This is a genomic window from Pseudomonas brassicacearum, from assembly GCF_003732175.1.
Classification (GTDB): domain Bacteria; phylum Pseudomonadota; class Gammaproteobacteria; order Pseudomonadales; family Pseudomonadaceae; genus Aquipseudomonas; species Aquipseudomonas brassicacearum_G.
Window position 1 is genome coordinate 152,485 of sequence record NZ_MOBI01000007.1, and the last position, 16,758, is coordinate 169,242.

A 16,758-nucleotide genomic window follows, 5' to 3' on the forward strand; every position below is an offset into this window, starting at 1 on the left:
CGTGCACGCCAATCCATCGACAGGGATCCGTCAGCAATCGTTAGGTCTGGGGTTACTGGCGCTGCTGCTGTTCTGCGCCGGGGTCTACCAGCAATCGGCGATCGGATTCGACACGCGGTTTGTACTGTTTGCCCAGGAAATGCTGCGCCATGGGCCGGGATTCTTCCCGACCACCTATGGCCAGCCTTACGCTGATTACTGGGCCACCTCGACGTTTTTTACCTGGCTGCTTTCGCTGCCCTTTGGCCAGGTAAACGCGTTGACGGCCTGGTTACCCAGCGCCATTGCCTCAGCGACGATTGTCACGCTGATGTACCGGTTGGTAGCGCCCTACTCCAGAACCTGGGCGCTAATCAGCATTGCCTTGATGATGCTGAGCAATACCTTCATCACCGAAACCCGCGCCGTGTCCCTCGACCAGATGGTCGCGGCCGTGACCTTCGCCGTGTTCTATCTGGGCTATGCCGCCGACCACTTTCAGGCGCCGCGACGACTGCCGCTGATACTCGCGTTGTTGGTGCTCGGTTTTGCCATTCGCGGGCCGATCGGCCTGGTGGTGCCTACCGGCGTCTTGTGCAGTTATTACCTGCTCAATGGCCAGTGGCGGCGGATGATCACGATCGGCTTGCTGGCGGCGGTGCTATTGGCCGCCGGTATCGGCTTGCTGCTGTGGCTGGCGAACGTCAGTGGTGGCCCGACCTTCGTGCAAGACGTGATCCGCATGCAGTTCATGGGGCGCATGGATGGCCGCGAAGGCGCGAGTGGTGTGCTGTATTACTTCAGCAGCTCGCTGGGTAACTATGCGCTGGCGTATCCGTTGGCGGTATTGGTGCTGGCCGCTGTGTTGCTGGTCGGCCGCAAGGATCGAGGGCCGGCGTTACGTCTGCTGACCCTGTGCACTGCTGCCGGGCTGATTGTGATGATCGGCCTGTCGATTCCGATGGCGAAAAAAGCCCGTTACATGCTGCCGATGCTGCCGATGGCAGCGATCATTGCGGCGTACCCGTTCCAGGGCGCGCAGGGCCGGGTATTCCAGTGGTTGCGCGGCCTGATGCAGGGCCTGTGGCTGCTGATTCCTGGTCTGCTGATCGTCGGGCTGCTGGTCGCCAAGCGACGCTTTCCGGAGGCTCTCGCCTCGGGGACGACGATGATGGTGGCTCTCGGCGTGTTGCAGGTGATCGCACTGGGACTGTTGTTCAAGCCACGCGTGCGTGCGGTGGGCTTGGCGTTCTCTGCAGTACTGGCGCTGTGGTCGACCTACATTCTGGTGTTTGAACCGGTGGAGCGTACGCTCTATGACACCCGCTCGTTCAGCCGCGCAGCCGTTGAGCTGATTCAGAAAGACCCGGCTCCCGTAGTGCTGCACGCCATGGGTAAAGACGCCAAGGCCATCAAGTTCATGGTCAACGTCGAGCAAGACCTGCTCCCGGTGTTCACTTCTTCAGTGCAAGAGCTCGAGAACCTGACAGGCCCCGCCTGGCTGGTGATGGACAAAAGCGACTACGAAGTCCTGAAAGGCTCTCGGCTGGCGACATTGCAGCCAGTGCTGAACGGGAACTTCGACAAGAACGATTACGTCCTGCTGCATCTGGTACCCGTGCAGCCCTGAACGGGTTGCACATCGTCAGGGCGCTTGCTTAAGCTTGCGCCCATGACTCCTTCCCTCCGCCGTGCCCAATTCGCCGATGCCAGCGCACTGCCCGCCGTAGAGCGTTCAGCTGCCGCCCTCTTCCGTAATGACCCTGAGCTTGCCTGGCTTGCCGACGCCCCCGTGACCAGCGTCGAACAACACCAGCATGACATCGGTTGCGCGCAGGTCTGGGTTGCCGAGGCGACCAATGAATCTATCGTGGGTTTCCTCAGCGCCCATACCGTCGATACCGAATTGCATATCCAGGAGGTCTCCGTCAGCAGTGGTTTTCAGGGCCAGGGGCTGGGACGCAGGTTGTTGCAGACCGCCCTTGAGCACGCACGCCATAGTGGGTTGACCGCACTGACGCTGACGACCTTTCGTGAACTGCCGTGGAACGAGCTGTTTTATCAGCGGTTCGGTTTTGAAACCCTGGCATTTTCCGATCTCGATCAACGCTTGCAGGCAGTGCTGGAAGCAGAAATTACCCATGGATTGCCGGGCGCCCGACGGTGTGCGATGCGCTATTGCATCAAACCGTAAAAGGTATGTATCGGCGGGAAACTGCTGCAGGAACCATTGCCCTGTGGCCAGCACTTTCACGCTATCAAGCGGTCTTCGTTCGAACAGTCTCGCACTGATATCAGCCAGTACTTCTGGTGAAGCAGAGTCGCTGTTTTACTTGTCCGTCGAACATTTTAAAAATGTGTTCGACAATGCCTGGCAGGCGCTATAAATGCCAAACCCTGCGACAACTACGCCGCGCCATAGGCGCCGACCGAGCAGGCAGACTTCCCCGCTCAATCTCAGACGTTCGACTTCAGATCCACCCCCAACGCCTGGGCGAATGCCTTGACCAACGGACTGCGTACGGTGTTGTGTCGCAGTATTAAATTGAACGGTGTATTGAAGCTGATCAGGTCCGGCCGCAGGGCTCTGAACGTGCCTTGTGCAACGAGTGGCGCTGCATAGTGCTGTGGCAGAAAACCCAGGAAACGCCCGGTTTTGATCAGCATGGCGACCGCTTCAACCTGTGACGCCGAGGCGGAAAAACTGTCGTATCGGGCAAACGTCAGCTTGTCGCGGTGGATGGCGTAGCGATGGTTGATGAACTCGTGCTGCTTGAGCACGTCTTCGCCCATCGCCTCATCTGGAACGCTGAACAACGGGTGCCCGGTGGCGCAGTAGGCCTCTGATCTTTCTTCATACAACGTGAAGTAATCGAACTCTTCTCTTTTTTGATAAACCGGCACTATTCCGGCGACCAACCGCCCTTCTACAACTCCTCTCTCCACTTCATCCAGTTGCGATGCCTGAAGTTGAAAGCGCACCTTCGGCGACTCTTCATTTATTCGTTTCAATGCAGCAACTAACGGAGAGTTTTCATCGGTAATCGTATTGTCGATCACCCCGACTCCCAAGTCACCAATCAATTCATTTTGCGCACAACTAAGCTGATCCCGAAAGTTGTCGACCGAGGCAAATAAATCGATTGACGCTCGATAGACCAGGCGCCCTTCTTCGGTCAGATGAAACCCCTCTCGACCCCGAGTACACAGGCGCATGCCAATGCGAATCTCAAGGTCGGAGATCTGTTTACTGATGGCTGCCAGCCCCACATTCAGCTCGTTTTGAGCCGCACTGAAACCACCGGCCTCGACCACTGCCTTGAACACTTTGAGCAATTTGAAGTCCAGCCCGCTCAGGGCCAAAGGCGCTCGGTGAGCCGTTTTCAACGGCGGGTTTCCAGAATTGGAAAGTGGGGTTTCCATAATGCTTATTTACCTCTGGCGCCCGATTCAACAGTCTGTGTCCAACAACAAAAGTAACGCTGGCTAATAATAATGAACACAGAAAACCATGCTTGGCAACTCCCAATAATTTCCCCCAGTCAGCGCCAAGCCGCTGATTCGAAACTATTAAAAGCTGACACTTCGATCAGCTCTCGCCACTTGCAACTGTCCTTTTGAAAACTGCATGAGCCGAACCACGCCCAGAGAATGCGGCAAGTGTTCAAGGCTCTGCTTAACGACATCAGTTCGTGTTACCGACAAGGAAAACAACAATGACTCAAGCAACCGATCGTTTGTGGGGAGCGCGTTTCAAAAGCGGTCCGTCCGAAGCCCTGGCAGCCCTGTCCCGCTGCCCTGAGCGGTACTTCCGCCTCACCCCTTACGACCTGGCAGGTTCCAAGGCCCATGCCGGGGAACTGCACCGCGCAGGCTTGCTCGACGCCGAGGAAACCCAAACCATGCTCGATGCGCTGGAGCGCATCGGCGAAGACTTCCGCGCAGGTAAAGTCAGCCCGACGCTGGATGACGAAGACGTCCACACCTTCATCGAGCGCCTGCTGACCGAACGCCTCGGCGCCCTTGGCGGCAAGCTGCGCGCCGGACGTTCGCGCAACGATCAGACCGCCAACGATCTGCGGCTGTTTCTGCGTGATCACGCTCGCACCCTGACCACCGAAGTGCTGGCCCTGCAACAGGCGCTGGTCGAGCAGGCCGAGCTGCACATCGAAAGCATTTGCCCGGGCTTCACTCACCTGCAGCAGGCGCAACCGATCGTGTTCGCCCACCACTTGCTGGCTCATGCGCAATCGATGTTGCGTGATGTACAACGCCTGGTGGATTGGGACGTGCGCACTTCCTTGTCGCCATTGGGCGCAGCGGCCATGGCCGGTTCCGCTATTGCGCGTCAGCCGCAGCAATCGGCGAAAGAAATGGGCTACAGCGGTGTCTGCGAAAACTCCATCGACGCCGTGGCCAGTCGTGACCACGTCGCCGAGTTCCTGTTCGTGGCGAGCATGCTCGGCGTCAACATTTCCCGCTTGGCTGAAGAGTTTTGCCTGTGGTCTTCACGGCAATTTCGCTGGGTTGCGCTGGACGATGCCTACGCCACCGGAAGTTCGATCATGCCGCAGAAGAAAAACCCGGACATCGCTGAACTGGCGCGAGGCAAGGCTGGCCGTTTGATCGGCAACCTGACCGGTCTGCTCTCGACCCTAAAATCCCTGCCGCTGTCCTACAACCGCGATTTGAGCGAAGACAAAAACGGTGTGCTCGACACAGTCGACACTCTGCTGCTGGTATTGCCCGCCATGGCCGGGATGGTCGCGACCATGAAGGTCAATGTCGAAGAACTGCGTCGTCAGGCACCGCTGGGCTTCACCCTCGCCACCGAAGTTGCCGACTGGCTGGCGGTACGCGGCGTGCCGTTCAAAGAGGCCCACGAAATCACCGGGGCGTTGGTTCAGGCCTGTGAAAAGCACGACATCGAACTCTGGGAAGCCTCGCCAGCGCTGCTGGCCGAGATCGATGTGCGCCTGACCCCGGAAGTGCGCGACAGCCTGACTCTGGAAGTCGCCATCGCCGCCCGCAGCGGCTGGGGTGGCACCGCACCGCAACAGGTACGCGAGCAGATCGGCCGCTTGAAAACCGCCCTCGCCGCACAACAGCAATGGGCCGAAAACTATCAAGGCTTCCGCCTCTGATCCACGGGGTGTAAATCGAGTAACACAACCTGTGGGAGCGAGCCTGCTCGCGATAGCGGCAGGTCAGCCAACATCGATGTTGAATGTAATACCGCCATCGCGAGCAGGCTCGCTCCCACAGGGATTGCGTTTAACCTGAAAAACCACACACCGTCTGCATCAGGAAGGGCAGTGTGTTCGGAGAACCGAAATGAACCAGACTCAGGCAGAGCTCCTCGCGGAGCGCAAAAAAGCCGAAAACCAGTTCGACATCACCCAGTATGAGCATGTGCCTCGGCGCTATTACGGGCGGATCTTCTTCGCCACGCTGATTGTCGTCGCCATCGTCGGCCTGGTCAGGGCCTTCGCCGAGGGCAAGATCGAGTGGTCGTATATTGGCCAGTTCCTGACCTCCCAGGCGATTCTGTTTGGCTTGCTCAACACTATCGTCATGGCCGTGCTGGCGATGGCGCTGGGGATCGTCTTCGGGGTGATCACCGCCGTGATGCGCATGTCGGCGAACCCGATCCTGCGCTATGTCGCAGTGACGTACACCTGGCTGTTTCGCGGTACGCCGCTGATTCTGCAACTGTTGTTGTGGTTCAACCTGGCGCTGATCTTCCCCACCGTCGGCATTCCAGGGCTGTTCGAACTCGATACCGTCAGCCTGATGACGCCCTTCGTCGCAGCACTGCTGGGCCTGAGCATCAACCAGGGCGCCTACACCGCTGAAGTGGTGCGTGCCGGTCTGCTCTCGGTGGACACCGGTCAGTACGAAGCGGCCAAGTCGATCGGCATGCCGCGCCTGCAAGCCCTGCGCCGGATCATCCTGCCGCAGGCCATGCGCATCATCATTCCACCGGTCGGCAACGAGTTCATCGGCATGGTCAAGATGACCTCCCTGGCGAGTGTCATCCAGTACTCGGAACTGCTCTACAACGCCCAGAACATCTACTACGCCAACGCCCGGGTGATGGAGCTGCTGATCGTCGCGGGTATCTGGTACCTGGCCGCCGTCACCGTCTTGTCGTTTGGTCAAAGTCGTCTGGAGCGTCGTTTCGCTCGCGGCGCCGGCAAGCGCTCGTGAGTCGCGCAGGAGAATTGAACATGAGAAGCATCGTCAAGGCTGTTGGCCTGAACAAGTACTACGACCAATACCACGCGCTCAAAGACATCAACATCGAAGTCGAGCAAGGTGAAGTGCTGTGCATCATCGGCCCGTCCGGCTCGGGTAAGAGCACCCTGTTGCGCTGCGTCAATCAGCTGGAAAAGATCGACAAGGGCGGCCTCTGGGTCGACGGCGAACTGGTGGGTTACCGCATTGCCGGCAACAAACTGCATGAACTCAACGAGTCGCAGATCGCCCGGCAACGGCTGGCCACCGGCATGGTGTTCCAGCGCTTCAACCTGTTTCCGCACATGACCGTGCTGCAAAACATCATCGAAGGCCCGTGCCAGGTGCTCAAGCGCTCGCCCAAGGAAGCACACGAAGATGCGCTGGAGTTGCTGGCCCGCGTCGGCCTGGCCGACAAACGCGACAGCTACCCGATCGAACTCTCTGGTGGTCAGCAACAACGGGTGGCCATCGCCCGGGCGCTGGCCATGCGGCCCAAGCTGATGCTGTTCGATGAACCCACTTCGGCACTCGACCCGGAACTGGTCGGTGAGGTGCTCTCGGTGATGCGCGATCTGGCGCAGACCGGCATGACCATGATCGTCGTCACCCATGAACTGGGCTTCGCCCGCGAGGTTTCCAATCGCATGGTGTTCATGGACGGCGGGCAGATCGTGGAGGCAGGAAGCCCCGAAGAAATACTAATAAGTCCACAAAACCCGCGCACCCAAAGCTTCATTTCTGCCGTTCGCACCTAACGACAACTCAAAAAGAGAACGACCATGAAAAACCTCCTTATCCCCGCAGTAGTGGCTGGCCTGATGGCCTCTTCGATGACCTGGGCAGCTGATTTGCCCGCGAGCATCAAGGCCAAGGGCGAAATCGTCGTGGCGATCATGCCCAACTATCCGCCGATGGATTTCAAGGACCCGGCCACCAATACCCTCACCGGTCTGGACTACGACCTGGGCAACGCCTTGGCCGAGCGTCTGGGCGTGAAGATCAAATGGCAGGAAACCGGCTTCGAACAAATGATCAACGCCCTGACCACGGATCGCGTGGACGTGGTGCTGTCGGGCATGACCGACACCGCCGAGCGTCAGCAGAGCGTGACCTTCGTTGACTACTTCACCAGCGGGCCGCAGTTCTACACCCTGCAAAAGAACAAGGACACCAACGAGATTACCGACCTGTGCGGCAAGAAAGTCGGGACCAGCCGACGTACGACTTTCCCGGCGGAAATCGCCGAGTGGAGCAAAGCCAATTGCGAGGCGAAGGGTAAACCGGCGATCAACGTGATCGGCACCGAAGGCTCCGCCGACGCCCGTGCGCAACTGCGCCAGAGCCGCATCGACGCGGCCATGCAGGGCAGCGAAACCCTGTCTTATCTGAAGACCCAGGAAAAAGACACCTACAAGACCGTGGGGGCGCCGATCTCGGTGCAGTTCAGCGGGTTGGGCGTCAGCAAGAAAAAGCCTGAGTTGAGTGAGGCAGTGAAGGTGGCGTTGCAGAGCATGGTTGATGACGGCAGCTATCAGGCGATTTTGAAGAAGTGGGATCTGGAGTTGGGGGCTATTAAAACCGTGACCATTAACGCCGGGAAGTGAGTATGTGATGCCCCCCCTGTGGGAGCGAGCCTGCTCGCGATAGCGGTCTGGCAGCCGACATCAATGTTGAATGTGACGGCATCATCGCGAGCAGGCTCGCTCCCACGGACCCGTGTTACATCTATAAATGTATGGAGCGCCACGATGTCCTCCTCCCAACCGATCTGGCCCGACGGCCACAAAGCCTGCCTGGCCCTGGCCTTCGATCTCGACGGCCCGACCGGCGATGCGATGCTCAATGGCTCGATCTGGCACAAGCCCGAGTACTTCGGCTTTGGCGGTTACGGGCCGTATCGGGCCTTGCCACGGATACTCGACCTGCTTGATGAGTTCCGCATCCCGACCACCTTTTTCGTCCCGGCCTGGGTCGTGGAGAACTGGCCGAAACAGTGCCAGTCGATTATCGAGCGCGGGCATGAAGTGGCTTACCACGGCTACAAACACGAGTCCTTTTATGCGCTGACGCTGGAGCAGCAAAAGGACGTCATGAATAAATGCCGCGAGGTGTTCTGGCAGCATTTGAACATCCTCGCAGAAGGCTTTCGCACCCCCTCCGGCGACTGGCGGGCCGAGACGCCGGCCATGTTGGTGGAAGCTGGCGTTACTTACTCCAGCAGCATGCGCGGCGATGACCGGCCGTATCTGGTGAAAGTGCCAGGCTACGAAACGCCGCTGGTGGAAATCCCCGGCCGCTGGGAAATGGACGATTACGCGTCCATCGCCTACACCCGCGCGCCGGATTTTCCCTCGGGGCTGGACCGTACTGCCAGCTATGAACTGACCCTCGACAATTGGTGCCGCGAATTCGACGGCGCGATGAATGAAGGGCTGTGCGTGACCACCCTCTTCCACCCAAAAATCACCGGCAAACCGGGGCGCATTCTGCTGCTGGAGAAGCTCTTCGAGCACATGCGCAAACGCGATGACGTGTGGTTCGCCACCTGCCGCGATGTCGCCCACTGGTGGCTCAAGGAGCATCAACATGGCTGAGTCGACTGTCTGGCCCAAAGGCTACCGTTGTGCGGTGGTGTTGACCGTCGACTACAACGACGTACACGGCATCCTGACCCGGGCCCCGGAAGTCGCCGGCCGCGACAAGACCCTCTCGGTGTGGCGCTATGGCACCCAGCGCGGGGTCGAACGCTTGCTCGCACTGTTCAAGGAGTTGGGGGTTTCCAGCAGTTGGTGCGTGCCCGGCATCGTTGCCGAAGAGAACCCTGAACATATCCGCTCGATCCAGGCCGCCGGTCATGAAATTGCCTGCGCCGGTTATCGTCATCAGAACTACGACACCCTGAATCTGGCCGAGCAGACCGCTGCCCTTGAGCACGGCTGCCGGGCACTTGCCGCCATTACCGGTCAGCGCCCAGCGGGTTTCCGGATTCCTGCCGGCAACTGGGCGCCGGGGTTTACCGAAGCGTTGCGCGAGCAAGGCATTCGCTGGTCGTCCTGCTGGCGCGGCGATGACCTGCCGTTCGCCCATCCGACGTCGCCAGAAGTGATTGAACTGCCGTTGCACTATGAGCTGGAGGACGAACCGTACTTCGCGTTCAACCTGAGCCCGGCAGTCCCACCCGCGCAATCGCGGATTGCTTCTTACAGCCATACCTTGGGCAACCTGCAAATGGACTTTGCCGGGTTTCATCGTTTTGGCCTGTGCTATGTGCTGCGTCTGCACCCGGAAATCATCGCGACCCCGGGACGCATCGGTGTCCTGCGCGAGTTGCTGCTGGGTATCCAGCAACACGACGACGTGTGGATCGCCACGGCTGGCGACGTCGCCCAGTGGTGGGCCGAGCGTGCTGTGCCGATGGACGAGGAGCATCCAGCCGCCGTGTATGAGCGGCATTATCGAGCGTACTTGCCATGAGCGAACCATTGCAGCGTCTGGCGCAATTGTGCGTCGATACCCGTTTCGAAGACTTGCCGCCAGCACTGGTAGCGCAAGCCAAGCGGCATATTCTTGATACCGTCGGCGCGACCCTGGCCGGGGCCGCCAGTGAAATTGCCGTCACCGTCCGGCAAACCTTCGCCAATGAAAATGGCCAAACGCTGGTCTGGGGCACTGCGCAGTATGTCGGTGCCGCGCAGGCAGCGATGCTCAATGGGATCGCCGCCCATGCGCTGGAGCTGGACGATACCGGCGGCTGCGATCACTCCGGCGCGGTGGTGCTGCCCGCGGTGATGGCAGCAATCAGCCTGAGGCCTACGCCGGTAAACGGTCGTGAGCTGATCACCGCCGTAGTGATCGGTTATGAGATCGGTCGGCGGGTGCTTGAGGCCTGTGGTGGTTACTCGGCGCACAACGGCGCCGGTTGGCATTCGACCGCCACCTGCGGGGTGTTCGGTGCGGCGGCGGCCAGTGCGCGAATACTCGGTCTTGATCCGGCACAAACCCTCGCCGCACTAGGCATTGCCGGCAGTTTCAGCGGCGGCCTCTGGGCGTTTATCCACGATGGCTCGCAAAGCAAAAAGCTCCACAGCGGCCGCGCCGCCGAAGGTGGATTGCTGGCCGCACGCTTCGCCGAACAAGGGATCAGCGGGCCAACCAAGTTGTTCGATGACGTCTGGGGCGGCTTTCTCAAGACCCTCGCGGCTGAACACGCGCAGCCCGAGGCGCTGGACGCAGACCTTGGCGTGGTATGGAAACTCGCCCGCTGCTCGATCAAGCCCTATGCCTCATGCCGTGGCATGCATTCGGCCATCGATGCCTTGGGTTTGTTGCTTGAGCAATTGCAGATCGAAGCCGATCAGCTGGAAGACGTTCAGGTGTCGTTGTGTGGTTTTCTCAACGAAATGTGCGGCGGGCGCGATGTCGGCAGTTTGGCCGCCGCGCAAATGAGCCTGCCGTATGCCCTCGCCGCTCGATTGGTCCATGGTCATTGCCGACTTGAGGCCTATGACGACGAACAACGCAGTGCGTCAGAAATCGCGCATTGGATGTCGCGCATTCACCTTGAAGTGGATCCACAACTGTCAGAGGATGGCGAGCCGGTCGTGAGCATTCGCAGCCGCGATGGTCGCACGGCGAGCCTGTGTGTCGAGGTGCCGTTGGGAGCGCCGGGCAATCCGTTGAGTGATGCAGCGCTGGAGGAGAAATTCCTCAGCCTGGCGACGCGGGTGCTGCCGGTGGAACAGGCGACTGGGTTGCTAGAGCGCTTGTGGCAACTGGAAAAACTGGAATCGGTCGGTAAGTTGATCGTTCCCACGCTCTGCGTGGGAATGCAGCCAGGGATGCTCTGCGTCCCAAAAGCGGACGCAGAGCGTCCGGTGAGGCATTCCGTTGCTGCGCGTGGGAACGATCATCCGAACACAAAAAAATAAGGACATCCGCACCACCGTGGCCACTTACTCGCTCGTTATTCGCCGCCTGATGATCTGCTCGCTGACCATCGTCGTCAGCCGCGCCATCACCAGCCCGTTGCTGACGCTGTTCCTCAGCAACAAGCTGGGCCTGAACCAGCAGGACGTTGGCCTGCTCTTGGGCATCGCGGTGTTCATCGCTACCTTGCTCGCGCTGTATGGCGGTTACATCATCGACCGCCTGGAGAAACGCCGGTTGCTGATTCTGGCGATGCTCTCCAGCGCCGTCGGTTTTGTCCTGCTGACCTTCGCCCACAACCTTTACCTGACCACCCTGACGCTGGTGATTACCGAAACCGCTTCGGCGCTGTTTCTGATCGGCTCCAAGGCGATCCTCAGTGAAAACCTGCCCATCGGCCAGCGGGCCAAGGCGTTTTCACTGCGCTACACCCTGACCAATATCGGTTACGCCACCGGTCCGATGCTTGGGGTGGTAATCGCCGGAGTACAGCCACTGGCACCGTTCCTGATTGCCGGTGGCATCGCTTTCTTCAGTACCTTCCTGATGAGAGGGATTCCCGGATCAGCCAAGGAAGCAGCTGTTGGCCAGCCGCAAAGTTTTCTGAAAACCCTGGTGACCCTGAAGAACGACCGGACGCTGATCATGTTCACCTGCGGCTGCCTGCTCAGCACCGTGGTGCATGGGCGTTTCACCCTGTACCTGTCGCAATACCTGCTGGTGACGCAAAACGAGCACATTGCCCTGCAAACCATGGCAGCGATTCTCGCCTGCAACGCAATCAGCGTGATTCTCTTGCAGTACCAGATCGGCCGGTTCCTCAAGCGTGAACAGCTGCGTTACTGGATTGTTATCGGCAGCAGCCTGTTCATCCTCGGATTGATCGGTTTCAGCTTCGCGCAGAACCTGGTGCAGTGGTGCCTGGCGATGTTTGTCTTCACCCTCGGCGAAATGATCATCTACCCGGCAGAGTTCCTGTTCGTCGACACCCTGGCCCCGGAAGAACTGCGCGGCAGCTACTACGGCGCGCAGAACCTGGCGGCGCTGGGCGGTGCGGCGAGCCCGGTGATTTGCGGATTTTTGCTGACCCACACGGCACCGGCGACGATGTTTTATGCCCTCAGCGCACTGACCGCCATGGGCGGAATGCTGTGTTTCCTTAGTGGTCGGCGCGTCGCCACACTTCAAAATAAATGCACTGAAAGCTCATTAATATGAATTTGTCAGGAGTGAGATAGATCGGCACACTGTGCCGGTTCCTCCCCCAAATGTTGGAACGCTTAAAGGGCTTTCTGGTGATCCAGACAAGCCCTTCTTTTTGCCCGTTCTTTGCCACTGGATTGTTTTCGTTATGCTCGCTCGCTGGATACCCGCTGCCGTCAACACCCGCCCCTCTGAATGGAGCCGTGCCGCCATCGGCATGTCGCTGGGCACACTGCTGAGTGTCTGGCTCTGTGGCCAAGTGTTCGGGATGGACGTGGCCTTACACTTGATCGGGCCACTGGGCGCTTCGGCGGTGTTGCTGTTCGCCGTGTCTTCCGGTGCACTGGCGCAGCCGTGGTCGATTCTCGGCGGCTATTTGTGTGCAGCGGTGGTGTCGCTGCTGGTCGCCCATGTGCTTGGGCGCACGCTGGGCAGTGCCTGTCTGGCGGCTGGCATGGCGCTGATTCTGATGTGCTGGTTGCGTTGCCTGCACCCGCCGGCGGGTGCGTTGGCGTTGCTGCTGGTGGTGGCGGACCCGGCGACGATTGCCATGGACTGGCGCGAACTCGGGCCGGTAATGCTCGCCGCGACGTGCATGCTGCTCAGCGCCCTGGTCTATAACAACCTGACGCGGATCCGTTACCCCAAGGGCCAAAGTGAACCGGTCGTCACGGTGCCTGCCGATCATCCGCCCGCAGACGCGCTGGCGATTACCGCCGAAGACCTCAAGCTGGCCCTGGCCGACATGCAGGAGTTCTTCGACGTCACGCCCGAGGACCTTGAGCAGTTGATCCACGCCAGCGAGCTGCACGCCAAACGCCGCAGCATCGGTGAAGTGTTCGGCACTCGGCCTTAGCCACTAAACCACTAGGCCGCCGACTGCTGTCGCGCCGGCACGGCCAGGCTGACGGCCCGCACCGAAGCACCGGCCGTCAACCCCAGTGCCTTGGCGGTGTGGGCATCGACAATCAAGGTTCCGGCGGCGACCCGCGCCGGTGCCGCAGTAATCCGGCAATCGGCGAACTGGCGGTTGTGAATCAGATAGACCGCCGCCTGCTCTCCCGGCGTGCCGATGCTCAGCTGCAATACCTGGCTGTCACGCACTGCGCGAATGTCGCCGGTGGCGCACTCGATCAACGGGCCGCCGTCAAAGATGTCGATGTAGTCCTTGTGCTCGAAACCTTCGGCCTTGAGCATCCCCAACGCCGGTTCGGTGTTGGGATGAACCCGGCCGATCGTTGCCCGCGCAGCCTCGGGCAGCAGGCAGGTCGGCAGCGGGAACTTCGGCATCAGCTCGGCAATGAAGGTCTTGTTGCCCAGTCCGGTGAGGTAGTCGGCGTCGGCGAAGTCCATTTTGAAGAAGTGCCGACCCAGTCCTTCCCAGAACGGCGAGACGCCCTCTTCGTCCGAGTAACCACGCATCTCGGCGATCACCTTGTCACCAAAGTACTGGCGGAACTCGGCGAGAAACAGAAACCGCGCCTTGGACAGCAAGCGACCATTCAAACCGCTGCGATGCCCAGCGTGCAGAAACAGTGAACAGAGTTCCGATTGCCCGGTCATGTCATTGCCGAGAAACAGCGTCGGCAGTTGCTGGTTGATCCCGAGATTTTTCGAGGCGGCGACAAACAGCCCCATCCGGTAGTTGTACCAAGGCTCACGCAGCCCAACCGCGCCAGCCAGGGCGCAGATACCGACGGCTTCACCGTTGTCGGCCTCCAGCACAAACAGGTAATCGGCATCGCCACGTTCGGCTTCACCGGCGAAGGTTTTTTCAGCCCATTCCAGGCGCTGCCGCAAACGCCCGGCATCGGCCGGCAAGGTGGTCAAGCCGGTGCCGGCGCTGTGGGCCAGTGCCAGCAACGCCGGCAGGTCATTCATTGTTGCAGGACGGACGATCATCAATGCTGCTCCTGTGGGCTCACGCGTTTAGGCAGATAGACTTCCGCGAGCATGCAGCGCGCACTGCCGCCGCCAATCCGCTCGATGGTGTCAATGTTTACCGGTAGAGGTTTGGCGTACGCTTCGACCATTCGGCGCTGGTCGGCATGCAGCGACCGCCAGGCCGTACGCGACATCACCAGCAACGGCTCGCCAGCGGCGTTGTGCACTTCAAGCATGTTGCCGGCGAACGACTCCAGCTGATCGAAGCTCAGGGTCAAGACTTGCTTGCCGCTGCGCTCGAGACGAGAGCGCAGTGCATTGCGTTCGTCCAGGTCGCTGACCGATTCCAGGCAGACCACTGCCAGTTGCGTACCGACGCTCATCATCACGTTGGTGTGATAGATCGGCACACCGTGACGGTCCACCGCGTTGAACGCGCAGAGCTCATAACCGAGGTGCTCAACCACCTGATCCAGCGCCTTCGCGTGGGTGCGGGTCGAATACCCGGCGTAACAGATGCGCTGTTCACGATCGAGGACCATGCTGCCAGTGCCTTCAAGGAACACTTCCTGCTGCTCAAGGCCGGAGAGGTCAAGCAATTGCTCGACCCGGTAGCCATCGCGCAGCCAGTCGAGTACACCTTTGTCGCGCTCCAGGCGCCGGTTATGGCCCTGCATCGGGTACAGCACGAGCGTGCCGTCGGGATGGCTGCTCCACCAATTGTTCGGAAAGATCGAGTCCGGGGTGTGCGGTGCTTCACTGTCGTTGTGCACCATGACTTCAACGCCGTGCTCACGCAGGGCGGCAACATAGCCGTCGAACTCTTGCAGGGCCTTGAGTTGTACGTCTTCGGCTGCAGCCGCCGGACGCTGGAAACGGTTGTTGGCGGCCGTGTCCTGGTTGAAGGAGAAACGTGTCGGGCGAATCATCAAAACGGTATTGGTGGTTTGCATGGGCACAGAATCAATGAGGGTTGAGAGGTGCTCATTGTCTGATTCAGCGCCGGAAAAACCCGGCTGATAAGGAGGGAGTTGGTGCTGGAAATGGCTGAAAACGGGGTGGCTTGCAGCCGATTTGGTGAGCGTGATAAATCGTCTGAAATCGCTGATAGATCGTTCCCACGCTCTGCGTGGGAACGCCTCATTGGACGCTCTGCGTCCGCCGTTGAAGTGACGCGGAGCGTCACGGGCTGCATTCCCACGCAGAGCGTGGGAACGATCATAAGCGTCTGCGTGGGAACGAGAAGAGTCGGGTGATTACGTCGAGGTTTTGACCATCGCCAGCTCAGGGTGGCTGACCAGTTTGTCGATGTGCAGGTCCGGGTCGTCGAACCAGACTTCGGTCAATACCCGGTAGTGTTCCATGTCGCGACAGCGCATCCGCAGGCTGTAGTCGAAGGCGCCGCTGATCAATTGGCACTCCAGCACCTGCGGACAGGCACGGACTTTGGCTTCGAAGGCTTTCTGCGCGGCGCGTCCGCTCTGGTTCGAGAGTGCCACCAGCACCAGCAACGACAGACCGGGGGTCAGTTTTTTCTCGTCGAGAATCGCCCCGTAGCCACGAATGACGCCGAGCTGTTCGAGCTTGCGCACCCGCTCAAGGCATGGCCTTGGCGTCAGGTGCACGCGCTCGGAAAGCTTCTGATAGGTGATGCGCCCTTCGTGGCGCAGCACCTCAATAATTGCCTGATCGATTCGATCAAGCACGATCGACATATCGCGGATGTCCGCCATGTACGCCTTGCCTCACTTCAAACGGCCTGATAAAAATTGCTGCAAACGCTCGCTTTTTGGCTGGTCGAGAATCGTTGCATCGCCCTGCTCCTCGACCCGGCCTTGATGCAGGAACAGCACCTGGCTGGACACCTGCCGGGCAAAGCCCATTTCGTGGGTCACCATCAACATGGTCCGGCCTTCTTCAGCCAAGGCCTGAATCACCTTCAATACTTCACCCACCAACTCCGGGTCGAGGGCCGAGGTCGGCTCGTCGAACAAGAGAATCTGCGGTTCCACCGCCAACGCCCGGGCAATTGCCACCCGTTGCTGCTGGCCGCCGGACAGGAATGCCGGGTACTGCTCGGCCACGCGTTGCGGCAGACCGACCTTGTCCAGGTAGGCCCGGGCGCTGACTTCAGCGTCCTTGCGGCTGACACCCAGGACTTTGCACGGCGCCAGCATGATGTTCTCCAGCACCGTCAGATGACTCCACAGGTTGAAGTGCTGAAACACCATCGCCAGTCGCGTGCGCAAGCGCTGCAACTGCGCCGGGTTGGCAACCCGCATGCCACCGGGCGCCTGACGGGTGACAATCCGCTCGCCGTCCAGCTCGATGGCGCCGTCATCCGCCCGCTCAAGGAAGTTGATACACCGCAGCATAGTGCTTTTACCGGAGCCACTGGCACCAATCATGCTCACGACATCACCGGCGCGGGCATTCAACGAGACGCCCTTGAGCACTTCGTTGTCACCAAAGCGTTTATACAGATTTTCAACGGTCAGTTTGTACATGCAACACTCCTGGAGCGCT

General features: G+C 59.9%; 16 protein-coding genes. 11 read left to right on the forward strand and 5 right to left on the reverse strand.

What is annotated here, in order from left to right:
- Position 1 precedes the first annotated feature (1 nt).
- A complete protein-coding gene (locus BK658_RS06925) occupies positions 2-1,609 on the forward strand; it encodes an ArnT family glycosyltransferase (protein ID WP_123581657.1) in 1,608 nt (535 codons plus the stop codon).
- Between the two features lie 42 nt (positions 1,610-1,651).
- The gene (locus BK658_RS06930; protein WP_123581658.1) at positions 1,652-2,173 is read left to right on the forward strand and encodes a GNAT family N-acetyltransferase; all 522 of its coding nucleotides are present in this window, start codon (positions 1,652-1,654) and stop codon (positions 2,171-2,173) included.
- Positions 2,174-2,436: 263 nt separating this feature from the next.
- On the opposite strand, the gene BK658_RS06935 is transcribed toward BK658_RS06930, so the two are convergent.
- The gene (locus tag BK658_RS06935) at positions 2,437-3,402 is read right to left on the reverse strand and encodes a LysR family transcriptional regulator (RefSeq protein WP_123581659.1); all 966 of its coding nucleotides are present in this window, start codon (positions 3,400-3,402) and stop codon (positions 2,437-2,439) included.
- 293 nt (positions 3,403-3,695) lie between these two features.
- On the opposite strand from BK658_RS06935, the gene argH reads away from it, so the two are divergent.
- From argH to BK658_RS06980, 9 genes are all read left to right on the forward strand, one after another.
- Positions 3,696-5,123 (forward strand): argininosuccinate lyase, encoded by a 1,428-nt coding sequence (gene argH, locus BK658_RS06940; RefSeq protein ID WP_123581660.1) that lies wholly within the window; start codon positions 3,696-3,698, stop codon positions 5,121-5,123.
- 190 nt (positions 5,124-5,313) lie between these two features.
- Positions 5,314-6,189, forward strand: a complete 876-nt coding sequence (locus BK658_RS06945; RefSeq protein WP_123581661.1) for an amino acid ABC transporter permease — start codon at positions 5,314-5,316, stop codon at positions 6,187-6,189.
- A gap of 20 nt (positions 6,190-6,209) precedes the next feature.
- Positions 6,210-6,974, forward strand: a complete 765-nt coding sequence (locus BK658_RS06950) for an amino acid ABC transporter ATP-binding protein (protein ID WP_123581662.1) — start codon at positions 6,210-6,212, stop codon at positions 6,972-6,974.
- 24 nt (positions 6,975-6,998) lie between these two features.
- Entirely contained in the window at positions 6,999-7,823 is an 825-nt protein-coding gene (locus BK658_RS06955) for an ABC transporter substrate-binding protein (protein WP_123581663.1), read from the forward strand.
- Between the two features lie 144 nt (positions 7,824-7,967).
- Positions 7,968-8,813: a polysaccharide deacetylase family protein gene (locus BK658_RS06960; protein ID WP_123581664.1), complete on the forward strand. Its 846-nt coding sequence runs from the start codon at positions 7,968-7,970 to the stop codon at positions 8,811-8,813.
- Positions 8,806-9,693, forward strand: a complete 888-nt coding sequence (locus BK658_RS06965; RefSeq protein WP_123581665.1) for a polysaccharide deacetylase family protein — start codon at positions 8,806-8,808, stop codon at positions 9,691-9,693. The genes BK658_RS06960 and BK658_RS06965 overlap by 8 nt, the downstream gene beginning before the upstream one ends.
- A complete protein-coding gene (locus tag BK658_RS06970; RefSeq protein WP_123581666.1) occupies positions 9,690-11,147 on the forward strand; it encodes an MmgE/PrpD family protein in 1,458 nt (485 codons plus the stop codon). The genes BK658_RS06965 and BK658_RS06970 overlap by 4 nt, the downstream gene beginning before the upstream one ends.
- A gap of 16 nt (positions 11,148-11,163) precedes the next feature.
- Positions 11,164-12,363: an MFS transporter gene (locus tag BK658_RS06975; RefSeq protein WP_123581667.1), complete on the forward strand. Its 1,200-nt coding sequence runs from the start codon at positions 11,164-11,166 to the stop codon at positions 12,361-12,363.
- 133 nt (positions 12,364-12,496) lie between these two features.
- A complete protein-coding gene (locus tag BK658_RS06980) occupies positions 12,497-13,204 on the forward strand; it encodes an HPP family protein (protein ID WP_123581668.1) in 708 nt (235 codons plus the stop codon).
- A gap of 11 nt (positions 13,205-13,215) precedes the next feature.
- Here BK658_RS06980 and astA read toward each other — a convergent pair whose 3' ends face one another.
- The 4 genes from astA to BK658_RS07005 all read right to left on the reverse strand — a co-directional run bounded on the left by astA (position 13,216) and on the right by BK658_RS07005 (position 16,739).
- Positions 13,216-14,250, reverse strand: a complete 1,035-nt coding sequence (gene astA / locus BK658_RS06985; RefSeq protein WP_123581669.1) for an arginine N-succinyltransferase — start codon at positions 14,248-14,250, stop codon at positions 13,216-13,218.
- Complete coding sequence (ctlX, locus tag BK658_RS06990) at positions 14,250-15,185, reverse strand: citrulline utilization hydrolase CtlX (RefSeq protein ID WP_123581670.1); 936 nt, start codon at positions 15,183-15,185, stop codon at positions 14,250-14,252. Before ctlX ends, astA begins: the two co-directional genes overlap by 1 nt.
- Positions 15,186-15,488: 303 nt before the next feature.
- A complete protein-coding gene (locus BK658_RS07000) occupies positions 15,489-15,965 on the reverse strand; it encodes an Lrp/AsnC family transcriptional regulator (protein ID WP_054597482.1) in 477 nt (158 codons plus the stop codon).
- Between the two features lie 12 nt (positions 15,966-15,977).
- Positions 15,978-16,739, reverse strand: a complete 762-nt coding sequence (locus tag BK658_RS07005; RefSeq protein ID WP_123581672.1) for an ABC transporter ATP-binding protein — start codon at positions 16,737-16,739, stop codon at positions 15,978-15,980.
- Positions 16,740-16,758 lie beyond the last annotated feature (19 nt).

What these genes read in the sequence shown, in the direction of transcription:
- BK658_RS06930 (WP_123581658.1), top strand. Translation starts at nt 1,652, where the DNA reads ATGACTCCTTCCCTCCGCCGTGCCCAATTCGCCGATGCCAGCGCACTG.
- BK658_RS06935 (WP_123581659.1), bottom strand. Translation starts at nt 3,402, where the DNA reads ATGGAAACCCCACTTTCCAATTCTGGAAACCCGCCGTTGAAAACGGCT.
- argH (WP_123581660.1), top strand. Translation starts at nt 3,696, where the DNA reads ATGACTCAAGCAACCGATCGTTTGTGGGGAGCGCGTTTCAAAAGCGGT.
- BK658_RS06945 (WP_123581661.1), top strand. Translation starts at nt 5,314, where the DNA reads ATGAACCAGACTCAGGCAGAGCTCCTCGCGGAGCGCAAAAAAGCCGAA.
- BK658_RS06950 (WP_123581662.1), top strand. Translation starts at nt 6,210, where the DNA reads ATGAGAAGCATCGTCAAGGCTGTTGGCCTGAACAAGTACTACGACCAA.
- BK658_RS06955 (WP_123581663.1), top strand. Translation starts at nt 6,999, where the DNA reads ATGAAAAACCTCCTTATCCCCGCAGTAGTGGCTGGCCTGATGGCCTCT.
- BK658_RS06960 (WP_123581664.1), top strand. Translation starts at nt 7,968, where the DNA reads ATGTCCTCCTCCCAACCGATCTGGCCCGACGGCCACAAAGCCTGCCTG.
- BK658_RS06965 (WP_123581665.1), top strand. Translation starts at nt 8,806, where the DNA reads ATGGCTGAGTCGACTGTCTGGCCCAAAGGCTACCGTTGTGCGGTGGTG.
- BK658_RS06970 (WP_123581666.1), top strand. Translation starts at nt 9,690, where the DNA reads ATGAGCGAACCATTGCAGCGTCTGGCGCAATTGTGCGTCGATACCCGT.
- BK658_RS06980 (WP_123581668.1), top strand. Translation starts at nt 12,497, where the DNA reads ATGCTCGCTCGCTGGATACCCGCTGCCGTCAACACCCGCCCCTCTGAA.
- astA (WP_123581669.1), bottom strand. Translation starts at nt 14,250, where the DNA reads ATGATCGTCCGTCCTGCAACAATGAATGACCTGCCGGCGTTGCTGGCA.
- ctlX (WP_123581670.1), bottom strand. Translation starts at nt 15,185, where the DNA reads ATGCAAACCACCAATACCGTTTTGATGATTCGCCCGACACGTTTCTCC.
- BK658_RS07000 (WP_054597482.1), bottom strand. Translation starts at nt 15,965, where the DNA reads ATGGCGGACATCCGCGATATGTCGATCGTGCTTGATCGAATCGATCAG.
- BK658_RS07005 (WP_123581672.1), bottom strand. Translation starts at nt 16,739, where the DNA reads ATGTACAAACTGACCGTTGAAAATCTGTATAAACGCTTTGGTGACAAC.